This is a genomic window from Kribbella rubisoli (assembly GCF_004217145.1).
GTDB lineage: Bacteria > Actinomycetota > Actinomycetes > Propionibacteriales > Kribbellaceae > Kribbella > Kribbella rubisoli.
Genome location: NZ_SHKR01000012.1, coordinates 1,020,852 through 1,040,001, shown reverse-complemented (window position 1 = coordinate 1,040,001; position 19,150 = coordinate 1,020,852). Strand labels below are relative to the sequence as shown.

Genomic DNA, 19,150 nt, shown 5'->3' with positions numbered 1-19,150 from the left:
ACGTCGGCCATAAGCGCGGTCAAAGGTTCGCCGATGACCGCACTACCCGCCTCGCCGCCGCAAGGGCACAGTCGGCGTCACAGGGACCCCAGAGCTGAAGCGGAGAGGCGATATGGCAACGAAGACGGCCGCTGTGAGAGATCGGCGTCGGCGGGCCGTTCTCGTCGGCGTGGACGGCTCGGTATCCGCGGAGGGTGCGCTGGCCTGGGCTGCTGCAGAAGCAGCGTCGAGACGCTGTCCCCTGCGCATCGTGCACGCCTTCAGCTGGCCGATGACCGGCAACCCCTTCGACATGAGCTTCGTCGCCGACCCGAGCCTCGGCCTGCAATCGGCTGCCGAATGGATCCTCAGGGACGCGGAGGCACGGGCGCGCGAAGTGGCCCCTGACATCAAGATCACCGGGAACATGTTCGTCGGGCCGGCGGCGATGACCCTCCTGAACGAGGCGCGGGATGCCGACCTGGTGGTCCTGGGCAGCCGGGGCGTCGGTGGCTTCCGTGGTCTGCTGGTGGGATCTGTGAGTGCTTCCGTGGCCGCACATGCGCCATGTGCGGTGGTCGTCGTTCATCCTCACGAAGACGGTTCAGCGTTCCCCACCTCACCCGCCGGGCGGATCATCGTTGGAGTGGACGGGTCGGAGGTCTCGGCCGCGGCGATCCGGTTCGCTTTCCAGCAGGCTGATCGCCGCCGCGTCGGAATCACCGCTGTGCACGCGGCGATGCCGACCCGATCGCACCACTTGCTCCACGTTCCGGCCGACATCGTCGACCAGATCGACCGGCAACTGTTCGCCGCTGCGATTGAGAGCGAGCGCATGCTCCTTCCGGGCAGCGACGTACGCATGAAGCTCGTACGCGACCATCCGGCGCAGGCACTGATCGAGGAGTCGGTCGGCGCGGAACTGGTCGTCGTCGGGTCGCACGGTCGCGGGGGATTTGCGGGCATGTTGCTGGGATCGGTCAGTCAGGCCGTGCTGCAGCACGTTGCCTGCCCTGTCGCTGTCGTTCGCCCGCACCAGACTCCGTCCGTACAACGCCTACCGGCAGGGCCGCGCCGTCCTGCGATCAGACCGGACGAGCTCTCGGACCTGAAGGAGCTGTCATGACCCCGACCCCGCAGGGATTGCCAGAGAGCCTGGGATTGCACAGTCAGCTACTCGACCTCGATCCGTCAGAGACCCAGGAATGGCTGGAATCTCTGGATCAGGTAGTCGACCATGCCGGTCAGAACCGGGCGCGGTACCTGCTGCTCAGCATCCTGCAGCGGGCGCGCGACCGGCGCGTCGGTGTCGCCAATCTGCGCAGCACCGACTATCTCAACACGATCGCACCCGATGCCGAGCCAGATTTCCCCGGCGACGAGCACCTCGAACAGCGGATCCGGGCCTACAACCGCTGGAACGCCGCGGTTATGGTGCACCGGGCCCAGCGACCCGGTGTCGGCGTGGGCGGGCACATCTCGACCTACGCCTCGGCCGCAGCACTGTTCGAGGTCGGCTTCAACCACTTCTTCCGCGGCCACGATGCAGCTGGCGGCGGCGACCAGATCTATTTCCAAGGACACGCCTCGCCAGGCATCTACGCACGGGCGTTCCTTGAAGGCCGACTGACCAGCGACCAACTCGATGGCTTCAGGCAGGAGTTCTCTCACTCCGGCGCGGGCGGCGGGTTGCCGTCGTACCCACACCCGCGGCTGATGCCGAAGTTCTGGGAGTTCCCCACGGTCTCCATGGGGCTCGGCCCGATCAACGCGATCTACCAGGCCCGATTCAACCGCTACCTGCACAACCGTGGTCTCAAAGACACCAGCCGGCAGCGGGTGTGGGCCTTCCTCGGTGATGGCGAGATGGACGAGCCCGAGTCCCTCGGCGCGATCGGTGTCGCCGCCCGCGAAGAACTCGACAACCTGACCTTCGTCGTCAACTGCAACCTGCAGCGTCTCGACGGCCCGGTGCGCGGTAACGGCAAGATCATCCAAGAGCTGGAGTCGTACTTCAGCGGCGCAGGCTGGAACGTCATCAAGGTGATCTGGGGCCGCGAATGGGACTCGCTGCTGGCGGCAGATACCGACGGTGCGCTGCTCAACCTGATGAACACGACGCCTGACGGTGACTTCCAGACCTACAAGGCCGAATCCGGCGCGTTCGTCCGCGAGCAGTTCTTCGGCCGCGACCCTCGCACCGTCGCCATGGTCGAGCACCTGTCCGACAACGAGATCTGGAATCTCAAACGCGGTGGACACGACTATCGCAAGCTGTACGCCGCCTACCGGTCCGCGACCGAACACACTGGTCAACCGACCGTGATCCTGGCCAAGACCATCAAAGGATGGACCCTGGGCTCCCGCTTCGAGGGCCGCAACTCGACCCACCAGATGAAGAAGCTGACCCTCGACGATCTCAGAGCCTTCCGGGACCGGTTGTTCCTGGAGATCCCGGACGCGTCCCTTGACGCGGTGAAACCGCCGTACTTCCGGCCCTCCGAGGGCTCCCCCGAACTGGAGTATCTCCAGGATCGGCGCCGCGCACTGGGTGGTTACCTGCCCGACCGCAGGGTCGACTGCCGCCCGCTCGAGCTACCGCCCGCGGCGGCCTACAGGATCGCCAGGCGTGGCTCGGGCCGGCAGGAGATCGCTACCACGATGGCGTTCGTCCGGCTGCTCAAGGAACTGATGAAAGACCCGGAGATCGGACATCGGTTCGTTCCGATCATCCCCGACGAGGCCCGTACCTTCGGCCTGGATTCGCTGTTCCCGTCCAAGAAGATCTACTCGCCGCACGGGCAGAACTACCTGTCCGTGGACCGCGACCAGATGTTGAGCTACCAAGAGGACATCCACGGAGTACTCCTGCACGAGGGCATCACCGAGGCCGGCTCTGCCGCATCCTGGACCGCGGCCGGCACGTCGTACGCGACGCACGGCGAGCCGATGATCCCGCTCTACATCTTCTACTCGATGTTCGGGTTCCAGCGCACCGGCGATCAACTGTGGGCGGCTGCGGACCAGATGACCAGAGGATTCCTGCTCGGTGCCACTGCCGGCCGGACCACATTGAACGGCGAGGGTCTGCAGCACCAGGACGGTCATTCGTTGCTGCTGGCATCTACCAATCCCGCATGCATCGCGTACGACGCCGCCTACTCGTTCGAGCTGGCCCACATCACCGCCGACGCCCTCCGCCGGATGTACGGGGAACCGCGAGCCGGCGAAGACCAGAACGTGTTCTACTACCTCACGCTCTACAACGAGCCGACCCCACAGCCGCCCGAGCCGCCGGACGTCGACATCCCCGGCATCCTCGCCGGAATGCACCGTTACTCCCCCGCGCCCGCCCGCGAAGGACCGACGGTACAGATCCTTGCGGCCGGCATCGCCATGCCCTGGGCCCTGGAAGCGCAGCGCCTCCTGCACACCGACTGGGGAATCCTCGCCGACGTATGGTCGGTGACGTCCTGGACGCAGCTACGACGCGACGCGCTCGCCACCGACGACTGGAACCTGGCACACCCCGACCAACCTCCCCGGATCCCCTACGTCACCAGGCGCCTGAGCAAGTCGTCCGGTCCGGTGATCGCCGTGTCGGACTGGATGCGCGCCGTACCCGACCAGATCGCCCCATGGGTCCCCGGCATCTGGGCCTCGCTGGGAACGGACGGCTTCGGCCACTCCGACACCCGCTCCGCACTGCGCCGTCACTTCGGAGTCGACGCACAATCCATCGTCGTACGAGCCCTGCAGCAGCTCGCCGGCAGCGGTGAGCTCGACTCGTCCGTCGTGGACGAGGCGCAACGGACCTATCACCTCGATACCCACCGACACGACCCGCAGCAATAGCTGCCGGTTCAAGTCTCCAGGAGGAATCATGCGTGTCTTCGTAGCCGCACTGGAGACGCTGGGCGCCGACGTGGTTCACGCCGACGCGCTCGACCACGCCGCGATGCGCCGCGCAGTACGAGTTGCTGCGCCCGACGTCGTGGTCCATCTGCTGACCGCGATCCCGGACCGGATCAATCCGAGGCGGATGTCCCACGACTTCGCCCAGACCAACAGGTTGCGTACCGAAGGCACCGTCAATCTGGTGGATGCGGCGGCCGAGGCCGGAGCCAAACGGGTGATCACCCAGGGCTTGGCAACCGTCTACGAACCGAACGGAGCCGACCCGGCCACCGAGGACGTGCCGTTCTGGCAGCATCCTCCGAAGGAGTTCCGGCCGGTGCTCGACGCGCTCCGGCAACTCGAGAAGCTGACCGCCGAGGCGGACGGACTCGTCCTGCGCTTCGGCCGGCTGTACGGTCCCGGCACGAGCCATGCATCCGATGGATCGTTCGTGCGCCAGGTACGGGCGCGCAGGGTGCCGATCGTCGGGCGTGGTACCGGAACGTTCTCGTTCCCTCACACCGATGATGCTGCGAGCGCCATCGCCGCTGCCCTGGCAACCCCCGTGAACGGCGCGTTGAACGTGGTCGACGACGAGCCGGCACAGGTCCGCGAGTGGCTTCCGGTATTGGCCGACCTGCTGGGTGCACCGCCACCACGCCGGATTCCGCGTCCACTGGCCCGGCTGGCCATCGGCGGCTGGGGAACCACATTCATGACCGAGCAGCGCGGCGCGGACAACGCCAGGGCGAAACGGGACCTGGGCTGGACGCCGACGTACCCGTCGTGGCGGCAAGCTTCGCGACTGAACTTGCCCACGCCAACAATACGTAGCGGGCTGCCGGTGGTCGGCAACGCCGTACCTCGAAGTCGGCCGACCGGAGCCGATGCCCGCCGGTCGTCATCGGAGAAGCATGGAAGGGAAACAACACTCAGGAAAGGGGTGGAAGTCATGACGACCGAGGTGCCGAGCAACCGCGCAGGACGCCGGGAAGCACTGTCCGACCCGGGATACCAGGCCTTTCTGGTCCTGCGAACGGTCTTCACGATCGCGCCGATCGTATTCGGCCTGGACAAGTTCGCGAACCTACTCACCGACTGGCCCGCGTACCTGGCCCCGTGGATCAACAACATCGTCCCCGGCAGCGGCCAGGACGCCATGTACGTCATCGGCCTTGTCGAGATCGTCGCCGGCATTGCCGTCGCACTAATCCCCCGCTACGGAGCACTGCTGGTCGTCGCATGGCTCGCCGGCATCATCATCAACCTGCTCACACTCTCAGGCTTCTACGACGTCGCCCTCCGCGACCTCGGCCTCCTCGTCGCTGCCCTCGCCCTGGCCCGCCTCGCCACCAAGTACCCACCAGCGCGCCACACCTCCTGAATCGTGCGCCGCCGACCTGAAGCGCGTCATCGGCGAACAACTGGCGCAGCACCACCACGAGGCCACCGATGAGTGACGGAGGCAACGAAGTATGACGCCCCGAAACGTCCAGGTTCGAAGGATCTACGACGATCCGGCGGCAGACGACGGCCTCCGGATCCTGGTCGATCGGGTGTGGCCGCGCGGTCTCCGCAAGGAAGCGGCCAGACACGCTGACCCTGATGACCGCGACAAAAGACGTCGAACATAGTCAGGCGGCGGTGCTGGCTCGGGCATTGCCGGAGCCACGTTGACCGACTGCCGACCCGAGCGCGGGTCGACCGTGCCCGACGGCGGCTGTCGACTACCCGCCGGGCCGCGACCGGACCTGCAGGCCTTGACGGCGCCGATGGACGGTCAGGTAGGACAGACCGCTGTCGCCGGCCGTGAGGTTGCGGCTCGAGCCACGGGGCAGCCAGACAATGTTGCCGTCAGCAATAACCTGCTCGCCGTCGGGAGTGCCGACGATGCCGCCACCCGCGACGACGACGAGCATCACATCGAGGTCCGGCTCCAGGTGGGACCCCACGTGACGACCGGCAGGTAGATGGACGAAGTTCGCATCGAGTTGGCGACCCGGCTCGGCGAGCGTCCATCGGGCACCCGACGGCACGAGCGCATCGCCGACGAGTTCGTGCACGTCGGCGAGGACCCGCACCGTCGGCTGCTCGACCTGAGGGCCGGGCTGAGGAACCTGCGGGTCCTCAGGCATTGTCGGCGACCCGGCCGATCCGTACTCGCCACTCCTCGGGGCCGGCCTGCAGATACTCCCAGGTGAAGGCGCCGGAGTGAATGGCTTCGAACTCCCGGCGCAGCGGCTTGGGATCATGGTTGTTGACCAGGACGAAGGCTTCCCCCGGCGCGAGCCGGGCATAGTGGGCCAAGACGCGTGGATGACGCCCGCCGCGAGCAATCCGCCGTACGTCGATGACCGTCGGCAGCTCGGCCTGCTCTCCTGCAAGGTAGGCCCGCAGATCCGCCGCCAGCAACGACGGCTCCACGCCAAGCAGGCCGGCGAGGGCAGGGAGCAGCACCGTTTCCTCGAGTTGCAGGTGAAGGTCCACCATTGCTGCAATCGTCACCGCCAGCCCGGCCGCATCGACCGCGTCGGCTGCTGCCAGTACATCGATCTTCGCGTCGATCGCTGCAGCTCCGACCCGCAGGGCATCGACCAGGAGCCGGGTCTCCTCCTCACCCGACGCGGGCGCATACAGACTCCGCTCCGCGGTTGCCAGGTAGCGACGCACCTCTTGAAGGCAGACGTCCACCACCGCCACGGACGGCGGCTCGGCAGCGTCCGGAAGCGGCTGTGAGGTTGTCAGCTCGGCGAGTCCGGAGCGAAGCCGCTCGTGGGCCTGCCGAACCGCATCGCGAGCGATCACATCCGGATCGGTTTCGGTCGCCTGGATGAAGATCTCCGAAGCGGGCACGCTGCCACTCTCCTCAGGGTCAATGTTTCCTATTATTATTACATGTGATATTTGTAGTAATTACAAGTGCCTGATGAGGGAGTCACCGTGACCTACGTGATCGCGTTGCCATGTGTCGACCTGAAGGACCTCGCCTGCGTCGAGGAGTGTCCGGTCGACTGCATCTACGAAGGTGGGCGGTCCCTGTACATCCACCCCGAGGAGTGCATCGACTGTGGCGCGTGTGAACCCGTGTGCCCGGTCGAGGCCATCTTCTACGAGGACGATCTGCCTGAGCAGTGGAAGGACTACCAGACCGCGAACGCCGGGTTCTTCGACGATCTTGGCTCCCCCGGCGGAGCATTCAAGGTAGGCGCCGTCGCACACGACCATCCCCTCATTGCGGGGCTGCCGCCGCAGCAGCAGGCAAGCTGAGCGGTATGAACAGGCCTGATCAAACCGCCGACGACCAGCCCCGCCGACAGGCAGTGCTCGAAGCCCTCCGGGGCTCGGATGCTCCGCTGGGCATCACCGAGCTCGCCGAACAGCTCGGAATCCACCCCAACACGGTCCGCTTCCACCTCGATGCGCTCGTGGCACAGGGGCTGGTCGACCGTCGGCTCGAGGCGCCGACAGGGCGGGGCCGGCCTCGCACCGTGCACACTCCACACCCCGGTATGGATCGAGGCGGACAGCGTCAGTACCAGTTGCTGGCCAAGATCCTGCTCGCCCAGCTGTCCACGAGCCCCGATGCGGGTTCGGCGGCCGAGGCAGCGGGCCGCAGCTGGGGCGGCTATCTGGTCGAGCACATCCCTCCGTCTCGTGAGCCCGACGCCCTCGAGGCCACTCGGCGGTTGAACGCGCTGATGACCGACCTGGGTTTCGCCCCGGAGCCCGACGGCAGCGCGGCCGAGCGCATCAGACTGCGGCGCTGCCCCTTCCTGGAGCTCGCGGAGGAGTACTCGTCGACCCTGTGTCCCCTGCATCTCGGTCTGATGCGGGGCGCGCTCAACGAGATCCGCGCACCGATCACGGCGACCCGCCTAGAGCCGTTCGCCGAGCCCGATGCCTGCATCGTCCACCTTGCCTCCACCCACAAATCCGGCGCGGACACTCGTGACCGTCGACGCCACAACAGGAGCACCTGATGCACCTCACCAGGATCGGCACCACCCCCAGGCGCCGAGCCCCGCTCCCTGGAGGCCCGTCGATGGAGGTTCTGGTCGCCGCTGAGATGTCGGACAAGATCGCGATGGTCCAGGTCTGGATCCCACCCGGCGGCGGCCTGCCCGAGCACGATCATGGGCCGTCCGAGATCGTCCTGGTTCACATCTCCGGCTCGATCGATCTGCGCCAAGGCGATCAGCAGCACAGCCTCGCACCCGGAGCCGTCGCGCATATCGCCACCGGGGAACGCGTCAGTCTGACCAATCCGGGTACGGAAACTGCCGTGATGATGATCGTTGCCTCGCCCCCTGAATTCGTCGCCCGAATCGCTTCCTGGCCTGCAGCCTAGACACCATCAACACCGGGTAGGAGCACCTTTGAACGCCGCACCAGCAGCCGTAGTTGGCGGCGCTCGGGATCTGCCTCCTCGTGGCGAACTGACCCGGGCGCGAGCCAGCTGGTTGTTCATGACCAGGCGTTAGTCTCGTTCGTCCTCGGCGTCCAGAAGGTTGTTGCCTGACGCCCCGACATTGGCTACTTCAGGGTGGTGTCGGTCGAAGGCGGGGCTCTCGGACCTGATCCTGGGGAGCTCCTCGAAGTTGTGCCGCGGCGGCGGCGAGCTGGTCGCCCACTCCAGCGAGCGACCCCATCCCCACGGATCATCCACCTCGACGCGCGGATGCCGGCGCGACTTGTACACGTTGTAGAGGAACGGCAGAGTCGAGGCTCCAAGAATGAAGGCGCCGACGCTGGAGACCTGGTTCAGCGTGGTGAAGCCCTCGTTCGTCCCGTAGTCGGCGTACCGGCGCGGCATTCCCTCCACGCCCAGCCAATGCTGCACCAGGAACGTTGTGTGGAAGCCGACGAACAGCATCCAGAAGTGCAGCTTGCCGAGCCGCTCGTCGAGCATCCGCCCCGTCATCTTCGGCCACCAGAAATAGAATCCGGCGAACATCGCGAAGACGACGGTGCCGAAGACCACGTAGTGGAAGTGCGCCACTACGAAGTAGGTGTCAGTGACCTGGTAGTCGAGGACGGGCGAGGCCAGGATGACCCCGGTCAGACCTCCGAACAAGAACGTCGTCATGAATCCGAGCGACCACAGCATCGGCGTCTCGAACGACACTGACCCGCCCCAGATCGTGCCGATCCAGTTGAAGAACTTCACCCCGGTCGGCACCGCGATCAGGAATGACATGAACGAGAAGAACGGCAGACTGACCGCGCCGGTAGCGAACATGTGGTGCGCCCACACGGTTGCCGACAAGGCGGCGATCGCCATGGTGGCGCCGACCAGACCGATGTACCCGAAGACCGGCTTGCGGCTGAACACCGGCAGGATCTCGGTCACAATGCCGAAGAACGGGAGCGCGATGATGTAGACCTCTGGATGTCCGAAGAACCAGAACAGGTGTTGCCACAGCAACGGCCCACCGTTCGCGGCATCGAACACGTGGGCACCGAGGGCTCGGTCCGCCTCCAGCATCAGCAGCGCACCGGCCAGGATCGGGAACGCTATCAGCACCAGCAAGGACGTGATGAAGACGTTCCAGGTGAATATGGGCATCCGGAACATCGTCATACCGGGAGCGCGCAAGGTGATGACAGTCGTGATGAAGTTGACCGCACCGAGGATCGTGCCCATGCCGGCCATCCAAAGACCCATGACCCACAGGTCGCCGCCGATACCCGGCGAGCGCACGGAGCTCGACAACGGCGCATAGCCGGTCCAGCCGAAGCTCGCAGCGCCACCCGGGGTGAAGAAACCACTGAATGCGATGAGTCCGCCGAACAGGAACAGCCAGTAGCTGAACATGTTCAGCCGTGGGAACGCGACATCCGGGGCGCCGATCTGGATCGGCATGATCACGTTGGCGAACCCGACGAACAGCGGCGTCGCGAACAGCAGCAGCATGATCGTGCCGTGCATCGTGAAGAGCTGGTTGTAGGTCTCCTCGTTGACGATCTGCAGGCCCGGCTTGGCCAGCTCGGCGCGGATGAAGAGCGCCATCACGCCGCCGATCAGGAAGAACGCGAACGACGTGATCAGGTACATGTGCCCGATCATTTTGTGGTCGGTCGTGGTCAGGACGCGCGCCAGCCTACGGCCCAGTGGGCGGCGCGGACGCACGCCGGGCCCCACAGATCCGATCCTGGCCGTCACCGACCAATTCCGGTTCTGGTGACTGCCGACATGTGTCACTTGATCACGAATTGGGTCGCCGTCCGCGGCCTGTGTGGTCCCCATGGACCGAGTCACCAGTTCGCCGGCGGGTCGCTGGCCGGGAACGAATCCTCGCCCCACACATCGACAATTTCACGCGCCGGTGGTGGCGGCGCGGCGGGAATGGTGCCTGTACGCCACGGGTGTAGCTGCGGGTTGGCCAGCTCCTTCGAGACCTCGCACCGCAGACAGAGACTAGCCGTCGGAACGGCCTGGAGCCGGTCCTCGGAGATGTCGCGACCGCAGCGTTGGCAGATGCCGAAGCGATCGATCGCGAGCCGGAACTGAGCAGCATCGACATCCGCCAGGGCAGACCTGGCAGCGCGCATCCGTGCCGTCGTCGCATCGCTGCGGGCATCGTCGGTTGCCGCTAGCGCGTCGTACGCAAGGACGGTCAGCTGATCGAGACGAAACCGCCGCTCTTGCTCTAGCTCCCGGCGAAACCAGTGCAGGTCGAGGGTCCGCCCGGCGCTCGGAGCGTCGGGTGCTGCGACCTGATCCAGGTCAGTCATCGAAACCTCCTCATCACGACAGATCCCGGACCCTCCAGATCCGCGCGGGTCCGCATCCGCACGATCCCAACGATCACATTCGAACGACGAGCCCAGTAGGTCCGCCATCGGCTAAGGGCGCAGGCCCTCATTGCCGGATATCGGCAACTCCGGCCGGCTAGTCCGAGATCTCGTCAGCGCGTCAGCATCGGATGCTGAGCAGACACCTCGGCCTTGCTTGCGTTGCCGAGACAGCATCCTCGATCAGGCTTCGATCAGGCCGACCCGGATCGCGTAGCGGGTGAGCTCCAGGCGGTCGCGTAGGCCGAGCTTCTGGAGCATGTTGGCCCGGTGCCGCTCGACCGTCTTGATGCTGATGAACAAGGTCTCGGCGATCTCCTTGGAGGAGTGCCCTTCGGCGACGAGCTTGAGAACCTCTTCCTCGCGTGCAGTCAGGATCTGCTCCGGGATGCCTTGGCCCAGCTTGACTCGATTCAGGTAGTTGCGGATCAGTGCGTTCACCGCTCCCGGGTAGAGGAACGGCTCCCCGCGCATCGCCGCACGGCACGCCTCCACCAGGTCGCGGTCGGCCACCGATTTCAGCACGTACCCGGCCGCTCCGGCCTTCAGGGCTTGGAAGAAGTACTGCTCGTTGTCGTACATCGTCAGCATGAGGATCCGCAGATCGGGATGTCGCGACGAGAGCTCGCGCGCAGCCTGCAGGCCGGTCATCCGCGGCATGGCAATGTCGAGAATGGCCAAGTCGATCTCGACGGACCGGGCGAGGTCGACGGCCTCCTTGCCGTCGCCAGCCTCAGCGACAACGGTCAGCCCCGGTTCGCTGTCCAGGATCAGCCGAATGCCGCGGCGTACCAGTGCGTGGTCGTCGGCGAGCAGGATGCGGATCGCTTCGGGTGTGACCCCCATGGTCATGCTCCGTTCCGCTGGAGAGGCACCAACAGGTTCACCTCCGCACCACCTGCCGGTGCTGCACCGAGATCGATGGTGGCGCCAACAAGCAGTGCGCGCTCTCGCATGCCACGGATTCCGGCCCCCTCCTGAGAGACTCCGAGGCCGCGGCCGTCATCACGGATCCGGAGGGCAACGACTCCCTCGTCGTGGCGCAGGATGATCTCGACGCGCGTGGCGTCGGCGTGGCGTGCCACGTTGGTCAGTGCCTCCTGGGCGACCCGGTAGATCACCAGCTCGGTCTGCTCGTCCAATGCTGGTAGCCCAGGCTGAAAACTGTGGTGTATGGCCAGACCCGTGTGGATGGACATCTCCGTAGCCAGCGCGGTCAATGCGCTGACCAGACCGAGGTCGTCGAGCACACCCGGTCGCAGTCTGCGCGCCATCCGGCGCACTTCGTCCAGGCTCTCCCGGGTGGTCTCCTGAGCGTGGCGCAGGTCCGCGCGCAGGTCGGGATCGTCCGCCCGCTCGGCCCCACGGATGAGTTCCAGCAACACGGCCGTCAGACTCTGGCCGACCTCGTCATGAAGCTCCTGCGCGATCCGTCGACGCTCCGCTTCCTGCGCGGACAGCGCACGGGTGCTACTCGCGGCACGCTCTGCCTCCAGACGTGCCAGCATGTCGTTGAAGGCACGGATCAGGTGCGAGACACCACCCTGCCCAGCGATCGGTAGGCGTTGCCCTGGCCGCAACAGATCGACGGTCGCCATCCGGCGGCTCAGCCGTTCCAATGGAGCCAGCCCCACCTGCAACAGTACGGCGTTGGCCACCAACATCACCACCAATCCGCCCAGCAGTACCACGGCTTCGGTGAACACCACCGGGACGGACACGGTCACTGGTGCCCAGAGCAACAGTGCCGTCGCCGCAACAAGGACCACCGCGTTCAGGGCGAAGATGCGCCAGAACAATGGCACCGAACGCACTCCTTCCTTCACCGACGCTGACCCCCGGCTTCTCCAGGAGCAGCCCACCGCCGCGCACACCCGATCTGGGCCGTCATCTTCACCAGCGCAAGAAGTGCGCGATCAATCCTCAAGGGTTGCACACGATCGAGCCTGCCTGTGTCGCCGCGACGAGTCGATCAGGGCGGCCACCCACGTGGCGATGGCAGCATGCGGGTCGTCACGCACAGCAAATGGGTGTCAGGCCCGATTGTCCGCCACCGCGGCATCGCGGATGGTTGTGGCACAACAGATCAATTCTCAAGCCGGGCGCCCAGGCCGCCGGCGTTCGCACTGGATGAACAGCGTACGCCGCGGTCTCGTTGCCGTCCCCTTGAAAGGACCCGATTCAGATGACCACCAACGCGAGCCATGCCACGCGCCTCACCAAACACGAAGCACGGCGGCGGCTCCAACATGAGCGCGGCTCCCGCCTCTCCCAGCTCAGGGCGATCGACGAGTCCGCGCCGCATGCAGACAAGGATCTGCAGGACGCTCAGACCGCCGCGATCAAGCGAGTGCTCGGCGAGATCGAGGCTGCCGAAGAGCGGCTGGACAGCGGCTCCTACGGGATGTGCGTCAGTTGCCGAACCGCCATCCCGGGCGAACGTCTGGAAATCCTGCCGTACGTGCGTTTCTGCGTCGCGTGCCAGCAACGCGTCGGTTGAGCCCAGCCGATCTGCACCATCCAGGCAGTTCGGCGTCGCCTCTCATCGAGGAGTTCCTCGTGTCCCATCAGCTCTCTCCAGTCGACAATTGCCGACCAGGTCCCTCGGACCTCGCGGTTCTTCGGGCGAAACTGCACGAGGATCGGCAGTTTCGCCTCCAGCAACTCGCAGACATCGCCCGGATCACCTCCGCTGTCGTCAAAACGACCTCCGCTTCGGACATCGCGGCGCACAACGAGGTTCGTGACAAACTCGAAGTCGCCGGGCGGACCGCGCTGGCGGAAACCGAAGCTGCGCTGGCCCGAATGGACGTAAAGCGCTATGGCAGATGCGGTCGGTGTGGCGGTGCCATCAGCCTCCAGCGCCTCTTTGCGCATCCCCAGGCGCGTTACTGCGCACGGTGTCAGCTGATCCTCGAGATGCAGCGATGAGAGGACTCCGCAGAGCCGAAGGCGTCCGTGCAGGCAGCCGGCCGTGGAGCCGACTCAGCACAGCACTGGCTCTCGATGTAGGGAGCATGCGCACGCGCGCGTGGGTTCCTGACCGCGGCCTGATCGTTGATGCACCCACGACGACGCAATCGCACGCTGGCGTCAGTGGTCCTGTGACACGAGGCAAGATCACTGACGTGGCGGGCGCATCCCGGATGCTCCAGCAACTTCTGATCGGGAGGTTCGGTCGATTTCCGCAGCTCGAGTACGTCGTCGCAACCACTCCGGTCCTCTACCGAGAGTCCGATCGAATCGACCTCCGTGCGGCGGTCGAGTTCCTCCAGCCGTGCGCTGTCATCACCATCGACGGCGTCAAGGCAGCTGCGATCGGAGCCAAGATCGACCTGATCAGACCGCTGCTCGTCATCGATCTTGGCGCGCGCCTGTCCGAGATCGCCCTGCTGGCGAACGGATCCGTGATCGACGCGCGCCGCGTCTCCTACGGCACAGCAGACCTCGGGCAGTCGGGTACCGTCGACAGTCTCGTTGAACACGTTCGTGGAATGGTGACCGGACTGCTCCGTCAGGACTGCGGCCCTCTGGTCGTGGACGCGCTCGACCGGGGACCACTAGTGGTTGGTGGTGGCGCCGCGCGTCCCGCCATTACGTACCAGCTTTCCAAGCAGCTGTCGTGCATCGCACAACCTGCACCTGCGGCGTACACGGTCGCCCTGCGCGGAGCGAGTGCCGTCGCCGATGCAGTCCGCCGTCACCCGGGTCTTCCCTTATCGTGACGAGCGCGCAGCTGAACGGGTGCCCTGGTCAGCTGGGATCAGGGCACCCGTCCCGCGTGGGTCTTTGGAGGGGGAACGCACCCACGCGCTGGGAGGGCCGATGGAACGCTACGCCCCACGCCTGTGCCGTGTCTCGGGTCAGCCGTTTGAAAGGCCGGTGCCGGGCCGCCGAGGACGAATTGGCTCCGGTCGCCGGCCGCTCGGGCACACGACGCGAGCCAGGCTACATCTCCGCACGGATGACGACGCCCCAGTCGAGATATGCGCGACATCTTCGACGATGCGCGAGCATTTCGCTGACGAGCTCGCCCTCTGCAAAGCCAGGAGAGGCTGGTGCACGAGATCAGACACGGGGTGTCGGCGCCGGGCCGGCACAACCTGTGGGTAGTCCGCCCCACTGCGGTTGTGCCGGCCCGGCAGTCCTTGGAACCTAGCCGTGGTGGCGCCCTTGTGCGCTGATCGCCAGGGCCGCTGCACCGTTCTCGGTGACCCCGTCGGTCGACTCCGAAACGGGCGAGCCACTCGTCTTCGCTTTCTCAGGAGGAGTTGATCGTTCCAGAAAACGGAGCAACTCGACGGGGAATGGGAGGACCAGCGTCGAGTTCTTCTCCGCGGCGACCTCGACGACCGTCTGTAGCAGCCTCAACTGCAGCGCAGCCGGATGCTCTGCCATCACTTCGGCTGCCTGAGCGAGCTTCTCCGATGCCTGAAGCTCGCCGTCCGCAATGATCACGCGAGCGCGCCGCTCCCGCTCGGCCTCGGCCTGGCGCGACATCGATCGCTTCATCGTCTCCGGCAACGCCACATCCTTGATCTCAACCCGTTCGATGTGGACGCCCCAGTCCAGCGCAGGGCTGTCGATCATCAACTCCATCCCCTGGTTGAGGCGCTCCCGGTTCGATAACAAATCGTCGAGTTCGCTCTTCCCGATGATCGACCGCAGAGACGTCTGCGCAACCTGACCGACGGCCGACATGTAGTCCTGGACCTCGACGCCCGCCCGAACCGGATCGACCACGCTGAAGTACACGACAGCATCGACGCGGACCGTCACGTTGTCACGAGTAATGCCGTCCTGAGCGGGGACCGGCATCGTGATGATCTGCATGTTCACCTTCTGCAGCCGATCGGCGATCGGCACCAGAAGCACCAGGCCGGGCTGACGGATGTGCGGCAGTACCCGACCGAACCGATACACCACTCCTCGCTCGAACTGCCTGACCACACGTACGCATGCCGCCACCCCGACGATACCGACGGCGAGTGCCACGAGCAGCACGTCAAGAATGATCATTTCTGCTCCGTTGGAAAGGGCTCCACAGTTGCCGTCACCAACGGCCTGTGGACACAACGAGCTTGCGTATGCTGCCCCTGTTGACGCATCGAACCTCCTCGGCGGACGATCGCTCAGGTGCGGGATTCCCGCGGCGTGCAGCGGCTCTGCACACAACCAACCATGGCGTCGAAGTCCCCAAGACGGTATGACTCTTGTCGGCGAATGTCCGAACGGCACATTGCCGGATGCCGGCAATCTCGGCCAACTGGCTCGCGTTGCCGAACACTTCTCGGACCTGATCACCGTTGCCATCGACAACCGTCTCGTGCAGCATGACGAGATCCGGCCGCAATGCCCGACGGCAGTCCCGCAGCACCGCGGAGCGAGGGTTTCCGACAGTAATGCTCTCAGCGATCGTTCGACATCAGGCGATGCGGCTTGCGTGGTACGCGGCCAGCACGGACGGGATTCCGTCGGTCATCATCGTGCGACGCACCCTTGCCAGCAGTTTGGACATCACGAATCCGCCGATGCCGGTGAAGCCCACCTCGCAGTCGAGGCCCCAGCCGATGGTTGGCTTACCGACGAAGCGGAACTTGGTTCCTGGCACCGCGGCGAAACCTTCAGGACGGCCGCCCTGGCCCGTCGTCGTCCACTGTGCGCCGGCAGAGAGAATCCAGGACCTAATCGAACGCGAGCAACGGAACGTTGTACAGGTCGGTGGACGCGGGCGCGAGAAGGCCGATGTGAGCCGTCGCTGAGTGGGGCCTAGAGGCCAACCGATACGTGGATGTGGGGCAGGACGGTTCCGAACTCCTCGTCGTACGCGAGCGAACCGCCACCGATCGCCTCCACGTTCTCCAGATGTACGGCGCTCGCACCCGCCGGCCTTGCCACTCGATGACACCGCCGGCGTATGTGAAGCTGGGGCCATCCGGCTGTGTGATGGCGATCGGTTTGAGGGTGGCTCGTTCGGTCCGCGGACGCGCAGGTCGAGATAGTTGCCGGACTCCGGGGGAACTCCCATCGGCAGTCCCTCGACCACGCGCAGGACCTCACTCTTGTCGACGGCAACGTGAGCAACGAGGCCGGCACGAGATTCGCCCATAACACCTCACCGTCGTTCTCGCACTAGAACGCGACCGCACGGTAGACGCGCGGCCAGCCTCTCCGGGTCCTTCTTCACAATCTCGGCCGCCCGCGTGAAGTCCTCGTCGAGCAAGGGGCCCCAGCCTTGAGTTGCCGACAAGGCACGCAAGTACGCCGATCTGCTGCCGCGACTGTGGGACGAGACGGATCGCGCATGGTCGGAAGCGGCAGTCGAGGACGCTCTCGCGTGCCTGGGCCGTCGTCGCCGCGCCCACGATGATCGACACGCAGTGCTCGTACACGGCGACGTACACGACCTCAACGTGCTTCAGGCAGCGGACGGCACGTTCAAGCTCATCGATCCGGGTGGCCTGCGCGCTGGGCGAGCGCCGGCCACTAGCGGCGCTGCTTCGCTTTCTCGTCGGTCACGTGCCGACGGTAGTGACGCGCGGACTTGGTCCGGGCGCCACACGTCTCCATCGAGTGCCAGCGTCTGCTGCCATTTCGCGAGGTGTCGTAGAAGTACAGGACACAGTCCGGATGGGCGCACTGTCGGATCCGGTCCGGATGCGTCGCGACAAGTTCGGTGAATGCCCGAGCCGCGCGCCAGGCCGCGCCCCACCCCGAGTCCACGGTGGGCGTCGTCGCGGGTCGCCCGCCCGCCACTCTGATGCTCTCGTACCCATGCGACAGAACATCGTTCATGCGGGCATCCGCTTCGGGGCCGGCAGCCTCCAGGAGCGATCGGATCGCGGTTCTCGAAGTCCGGAGAGCGTCGGCGTCCTCCTCGGCCGGGTCGAATCCGTACTCGCGAAACCAGAGCTCGGGCGCACCATCGGCGGCGAGGAAGTCGACCTTGTCGCCGTGGTCGATCCATTCGGTGTTCACGAGGTCGAGCGAGATCGTCTCTCCGACCAGCAGTCGTTCCAGCACGCCTGAATCCTACCACCAAACTGAAGTTGACAGGTTAGACACGGTCTGCCTATGGTTCCAACCGTTCACAAGCATTTAGACGGTAAGAATGCTGTGGACCCACGTCCATCACCCCTGCCACCAGGAGAATCACCGTGACAACGTCATCGCTCGTTCCTGTCGTCGAGTACAAGGTCGAGGACTTCGACGGCTTCGAGATCTTCTACCGCGAGGCCGGCCCGCAGGACGCGCCTGTCGTGCTACTGCTGCACGGCTTCCCCACCTCGTCGCACATGTTCCGCAACCTCATCCCGCACCTCGCCGATCGCTTCCGCGTGATCGCGCCGGATCTGCCCGGCTACGGCCAGAGCTCGGCCCCGGATCACACCGAGTTCGCGTACACCTTCGACAACGCGGCCGCCCACGTACAGAAGCTCCTCGACCGTCTGGGCATCACCCGCTACGCAGTCAACGTGTTCGACTACGGCGCGCCGACCGCCTGGCGCCTCGCGCTCGCACACCCCGACGCTGTCACTGCGCTGATCGTGCAGAACGGGAACGCGTACGACGAGGGACTGGACAACGAGTTCTGGGCGCCGATCAAGCGCTACTGGGCCGACCAGACCGACGAGAACCGCGAAGCCCTGCGGGGTCTGCTCGTCGCCGAGACGACGAGGTTCCAGTACACCGACGGCATGGCGAACCTCTCGCGCATCTCGCCGGACAACTGGATCACCGACCAGGCGCTGATGGACCGTCCCGGCAACGACGAGATCCAGCTCGACTACTTCCTCGACTACGGCACCAACCCGGGTCTCTACCCGGCGGTGCAGGAATGGCTGCGCGCGAAGCAGCCGCCGACGCTCATCGTCTGGGGCTCGAACGACGTCATCTTCCCCGAAGCCGGCGCCCACCCGTACAAGCGCGACCTGACGGACATCGAGTTCCACGTGTTCGACAGCGGGCACTTCCTGCTCGAGGACCGTGCCGACGAGGTGTTCCCGCTCATCCACGACTTCCTCGAGCGCAAGATCAGCTGAGGTCAGACACGAGACGGCTGCATCCCGGGTACCGCGCGTCGGCCCGGGGTGCAGCCCGAAGACAGCTCGATCAGGCGACGCGTGACACGGCGACGGCGTTCAGATAGTTGTCGAGGGCCCACAGATTCTGCGACAACAGGGTGACGCGCTCCTGGAGGCGATCCCGTTCGGCGGCGATCCTGCGGACGAAATCCGGAGCGTCGTACTTCGAGCACGCGGCCTCGGCCAGGCACGGCAGCACCGCCCGGATGATCTCGGTCGTCAGGCCGGCCCCGAGGAGCCCTCGAATCTGCTCGACCTGGGAGACCATCGCCTCGTCGTAGACGCGATACCCGTTCTCCTCGCGCCGCGGAGACAGCAGACCCTGCTCCTCGTAGTACCGAAGGAGTCGCGTGGAGACCCCGACGCGATCGGAAAGCTCTTTGATTCTCATCGGA

The 19,150-nt window shown here is 65.6% G+C and carries 22 protein-coding genes; 11 read left to right on the top strand and 11 right to left on the bottom strand.

Annotation, left to right across the window (positions count from 1 at the left end):
- The first annotated feature begins 112 nt into the window (after positions 1 to 112).
- From EV645_RS19215 to EV645_RS19200, 4 genes are all read left to right on the top strand, one after another.
- On the top strand, positions 113 to 1,105 hold the full coding sequence (locus tag EV645_RS19215; RefSeq protein WP_130445253.1) for a universal stress protein: 993 nt from the start codon (positions 113 to 115) through the stop codon (positions 1,103 to 1,105).
- Positions 1,102 to 3,834 carry a pyruvate dehydrogenase (acetyl-transferring), homodimeric type gene (gene aceE / locus EV645_RS19210; RefSeq protein WP_130445252.1) on the top strand — a complete coding sequence of 911 codons (2,733 nt, stop codon included), beginning with the start codon at positions 1,102 to 1,104 and terminating at the stop codon, positions 3,832 to 3,834. Before EV645_RS19215 ends, aceE begins: the two co-directional genes overlap by 4 nt.
- Before the next feature lie 28 nt (positions 3,835 to 3,862).
- Complete coding sequence (locus EV645_RS19205) at positions 3,863 to 5,260, top strand: NAD-dependent epimerase/dehydratase family protein (protein WP_130445251.1); 1,398 nt, start codon at positions 3,863 to 3,865, stop codon at positions 5,258 to 5,260.
- A 91-nt stretch (positions 5,261 to 5,351) separates the two neighbouring features.
- Positions 5,352 to 5,510, top strand: a complete 159-nt coding sequence (locus EV645_RS19200) for a DUF488 family protein, N3 subclade (RefSeq protein ID WP_198681705.1) — start codon at positions 5,352 to 5,354, stop codon at positions 5,508 to 5,510.
- A gap of 93 nt (positions 5,511 to 5,603) precedes the next feature.
- On the opposite strand, the gene EV645_RS19195 is transcribed toward EV645_RS19200, so the two are convergent.
- Both EV645_RS19195 and EV645_RS42800 read right to left on the bottom strand, forming a co-directional pair.
- Positions 5,604 to 6,011 carry a hypothetical protein gene (locus EV645_RS19195; protein WP_130445250.1) on the bottom strand — a complete coding sequence of 136 codons (408 nt, stop codon included), beginning with the start codon at positions 6,009 to 6,011 and terminating at the stop codon, positions 5,604 to 5,606.
- Positions 6,004 to 6,729: a DUF2249 domain-containing protein gene (locus tag EV645_RS42800; RefSeq protein ID WP_242000512.1), complete on the bottom strand. Its 726-nt coding sequence runs from the start codon at positions 6,727 to 6,729 to the stop codon at positions 6,004 to 6,006. Before EV645_RS42800 ends, EV645_RS19195 begins: the two co-directional genes overlap by 8 nt.
- Before the next feature lie 87 nt (positions 6,730 to 6,816).
- Here EV645_RS42800 and fdxA point away from each other — a divergent pair, with 87 nt between their 5' ends.
- From fdxA to EV645_RS19175, 3 genes are all read left to right on the top strand, one after another.
- Positions 6,817 to 7,143 (top strand): ferredoxin, encoded by a 327-nt coding sequence (gene fdxA / locus EV645_RS19185; protein WP_130445249.1) that lies wholly within the window; start codon positions 6,817 to 6,819, stop codon positions 7,141 to 7,143.
- A 5-nt stretch (positions 7,144 to 7,148) separates the two neighbouring features.
- On the top strand, positions 7,149 to 7,856 hold the full coding sequence (locus EV645_RS19180) for a helix-turn-helix transcriptional regulator (protein WP_130445248.1): 708 nt from the start codon (positions 7,149 to 7,151) through the stop codon (positions 7,854 to 7,856).
- 62 nt (positions 7,857 to 7,918) lie between these two features.
- Entirely contained in the window at positions 7,919 to 8,224 is a 306-nt protein-coding gene (locus tag EV645_RS19175; protein ID WP_198681704.1) for a cupin domain-containing protein, read from the top strand.
- 129 nt (positions 8,225 to 8,353) lie between these two features.
- On the opposite strand, the gene ctaD is transcribed toward EV645_RS19175, so the two are convergent.
- The 4 genes from ctaD to EV645_RS19155 all read right to left on the bottom strand — a co-directional run bounded on the left by ctaD (position 8,354) and on the right by EV645_RS19155 (position 12,476).
- Positions 8,354 to 10,018: an aa3-type cytochrome oxidase subunit I gene (gene ctaD / locus EV645_RS19170; RefSeq protein ID WP_242000511.1), complete on the bottom strand. Its 1,665-nt coding sequence runs from the start codon at positions 10,016 to 10,018 to the stop codon at positions 8,354 to 8,356.
- Between the two features lie 113 nt (positions 10,019 to 10,131).
- Positions 10,132 to 10,611: a TraR/DksA family transcriptional regulator gene (locus EV645_RS19165; protein WP_157997106.1), complete on the bottom strand. Its 480-nt coding sequence runs from the start codon at positions 10,609 to 10,611 to the stop codon at positions 10,132 to 10,134.
- A gap of 243 nt (positions 10,612 to 10,854) precedes the next feature.
- A complete protein-coding gene (locus tag EV645_RS19160; RefSeq protein ID WP_198681703.1) occupies positions 10,855 to 11,517 on the bottom strand; it encodes a response regulator in 663 nt (220 codons plus the stop codon).
- Positions 11,518 to 11,519: 2 nt separating this feature from the next.
- Positions 11,520 to 12,476 carry a sensor histidine kinase gene (locus EV645_RS19155; protein ID WP_130445243.1) on the bottom strand — a complete coding sequence of 319 codons (957 nt, stop codon included), beginning with the start codon at positions 12,474 to 12,476 and terminating at the stop codon, positions 11,520 to 11,522.
- Between the two features lie 380 nt (positions 12,477 to 12,856).
- Between EV645_RS19155 and EV645_RS19150 the strand changes: the two genes are divergently transcribed.
- The 3 genes from EV645_RS19150 (at position 12,857) to EV645_RS19140 (ending at position 14,396) form a co-directional block, all read left to right on the top strand.
- Complete coding sequence (locus EV645_RS19150; protein ID WP_130445242.1) at positions 12,857 to 13,171, top strand: TraR/DksA family transcriptional regulator; 315 nt, start codon at positions 12,857 to 12,859, stop codon at positions 13,169 to 13,171.
- 59 nt (positions 13,172 to 13,230) lie between these two features.
- Positions 13,231 to 13,602 (top strand): TraR/DksA family transcriptional regulator, encoded by a 372-nt coding sequence (locus EV645_RS19145; protein ID WP_130445241.1) that lies wholly within the window; start codon positions 13,231 to 13,233, stop codon positions 13,600 to 13,602.
- An 86-nt stretch (positions 13,603 to 13,688) separates the two neighbouring features.
- A complete protein-coding gene (locus EV645_RS19140; RefSeq protein ID WP_157997105.1) occupies positions 13,689 to 14,396 on the top strand; it encodes a rod shape-determining protein in 708 nt (235 codons plus the stop codon).
- Positions 14,397 to 14,826: 430 nt separating this feature from the next.
- Here EV645_RS19140 and EV645_RS19135 read toward each other — a convergent pair whose 3' ends face one another.
- From EV645_RS19135 to EV645_RS19115, 4 genes are all read right to left on the bottom strand, one after another.
- Positions 14,827 to 15,747: a slipin family protein gene (locus tag EV645_RS19135; protein WP_242000510.1), complete on the bottom strand. Its 921-nt coding sequence runs from the start codon at positions 15,745 to 15,747 to the stop codon at positions 14,827 to 14,829.
- Positions 15,748 to 16,096: 349 nt separating this feature from the next.
- Positions 16,097 to 16,282: a hypothetical protein gene (locus tag EV645_RS19130; RefSeq protein WP_198681702.1), complete on the bottom strand. Its 186-nt coding sequence runs from the start codon at positions 16,280 to 16,282 to the stop codon at positions 16,097 to 16,099.
- Positions 16,283 to 16,440: 158 nt separating this feature from the next.
- Entirely contained in the window at positions 16,441 to 16,569 is a 129-nt protein-coding gene (locus EV645_RS43185) for a hypothetical protein (protein ID WP_277877055.1), read from the bottom strand.
- A gap of 588 nt (positions 16,570 to 17,157) precedes the next feature.
- Entirely contained in the window at positions 17,158 to 17,694 is a 537-nt protein-coding gene (locus EV645_RS19115) for a CGNR zinc finger domain-containing protein (RefSeq protein ID WP_130445239.1), read from the bottom strand.
- Between the two features lie 134 nt (positions 17,695 to 17,828).
- Here EV645_RS19115 and EV645_RS19110 point away from each other — a divergent pair, with 134 nt between their 5' ends.
- Positions 17,829 to 18,713 (top strand): alpha/beta fold hydrolase, encoded by an 885-nt coding sequence (locus EV645_RS19110; protein ID WP_130445238.1) that lies wholly within the window; start codon positions 17,829 to 17,831, stop codon positions 18,711 to 18,713.
- Positions 18,714 to 18,783: 70 nt separating this feature from the next.
- Here the strand turns inward: EV645_RS19110 and EV645_RS19105 are convergent, their stop codons facing one another.
- Positions 18,784 to 19,146: a MerR family transcriptional regulator gene (locus EV645_RS19105; RefSeq protein WP_130445237.1), complete on the bottom strand. Its 363-nt coding sequence runs from the start codon at positions 19,144 to 19,146 to the stop codon at positions 18,784 to 18,786.
- Positions 19,147 to 19,150 lie beyond the last annotated feature (4 nt).

What these genes read in the sequence shown, in the direction of transcription:
- EV645_RS19140 (WP_157997105.1), top strand. Translation starts at nt 13,689, where the DNA reads ATGCGCACGCGCGCGTGGGTTCCTGACCGCGGCCTGATCGTTGATGCA.
- aceE (WP_130445252.1), top strand. Translation starts at nt 1,102, where the DNA reads ATGACCCCGACCCCGCAGGGATTGCCAGAGAGCCTGGGATTGCACAGT.
- EV645_RS19215 (WP_130445253.1), top strand. Translation starts at nt 113, where the DNA reads ATGGCAACGAAGACGGCCGCTGTGAGAGATCGGCGTCGGCGGGCCGTT.
- EV645_RS19105 (WP_130445237.1), bottom strand. Translation starts at nt 19,146, where the DNA reads ATGAGAATCAAAGAGCTTTCCGATCGCGTCGGGGTCTCCACGCGACTC.
- EV645_RS19205 (WP_130445251.1), top strand. Translation starts at nt 3,863, where the DNA reads ATGCGTGTCTTCGTAGCCGCACTGGAGACGCTGGGCGCCGACGTGGTT.
- EV645_RS19180 (WP_130445248.1), top strand. Translation starts at nt 7,149, where the DNA reads ATGAACAGGCCTGATCAAACCGCCGACGACCAGCCCCGCCGACAGGCA.
- EV645_RS19150 (WP_130445242.1), top strand. Translation starts at nt 12,857, where the DNA reads ATGACCACCAACGCGAGCCATGCCACGCGCCTCACCAAACACGAAGCA.
- EV645_RS19165 (WP_157997106.1), bottom strand. Translation starts at nt 10,611, where the DNA reads ATGACTGACCTGGATCAGGTCGCAGCACCCGACGCTCCGAGCGCCGGG.
- EV645_RS19160 (WP_198681703.1), bottom strand. Translation starts at nt 11,517, where the DNA reads ATGGGGGTCACACCCGAAGCGATCCGCATCCTGCTCGCCGACGACCAC.
- EV645_RS19195 (WP_130445250.1), bottom strand. Translation starts at nt 6,011, where the DNA reads ATGCCTGAGGACCCGCAGGTTCCTCAGCCCGGCCCTCAGGTCGAGCAG.
- EV645_RS19200 (WP_198681705.1), top strand. Translation starts at nt 5,352, where the DNA reads ATGACGCCCCGAAACGTCCAGGTTCGAAGGATCTACGACGATCCGGCG.
- EV645_RS19175 (WP_198681704.1), top strand. Translation starts at nt 7,919, where the DNA reads ATGGAGGTTCTGGTCGCCGCTGAGATGTCGGACAAGATCGCGATGGTC.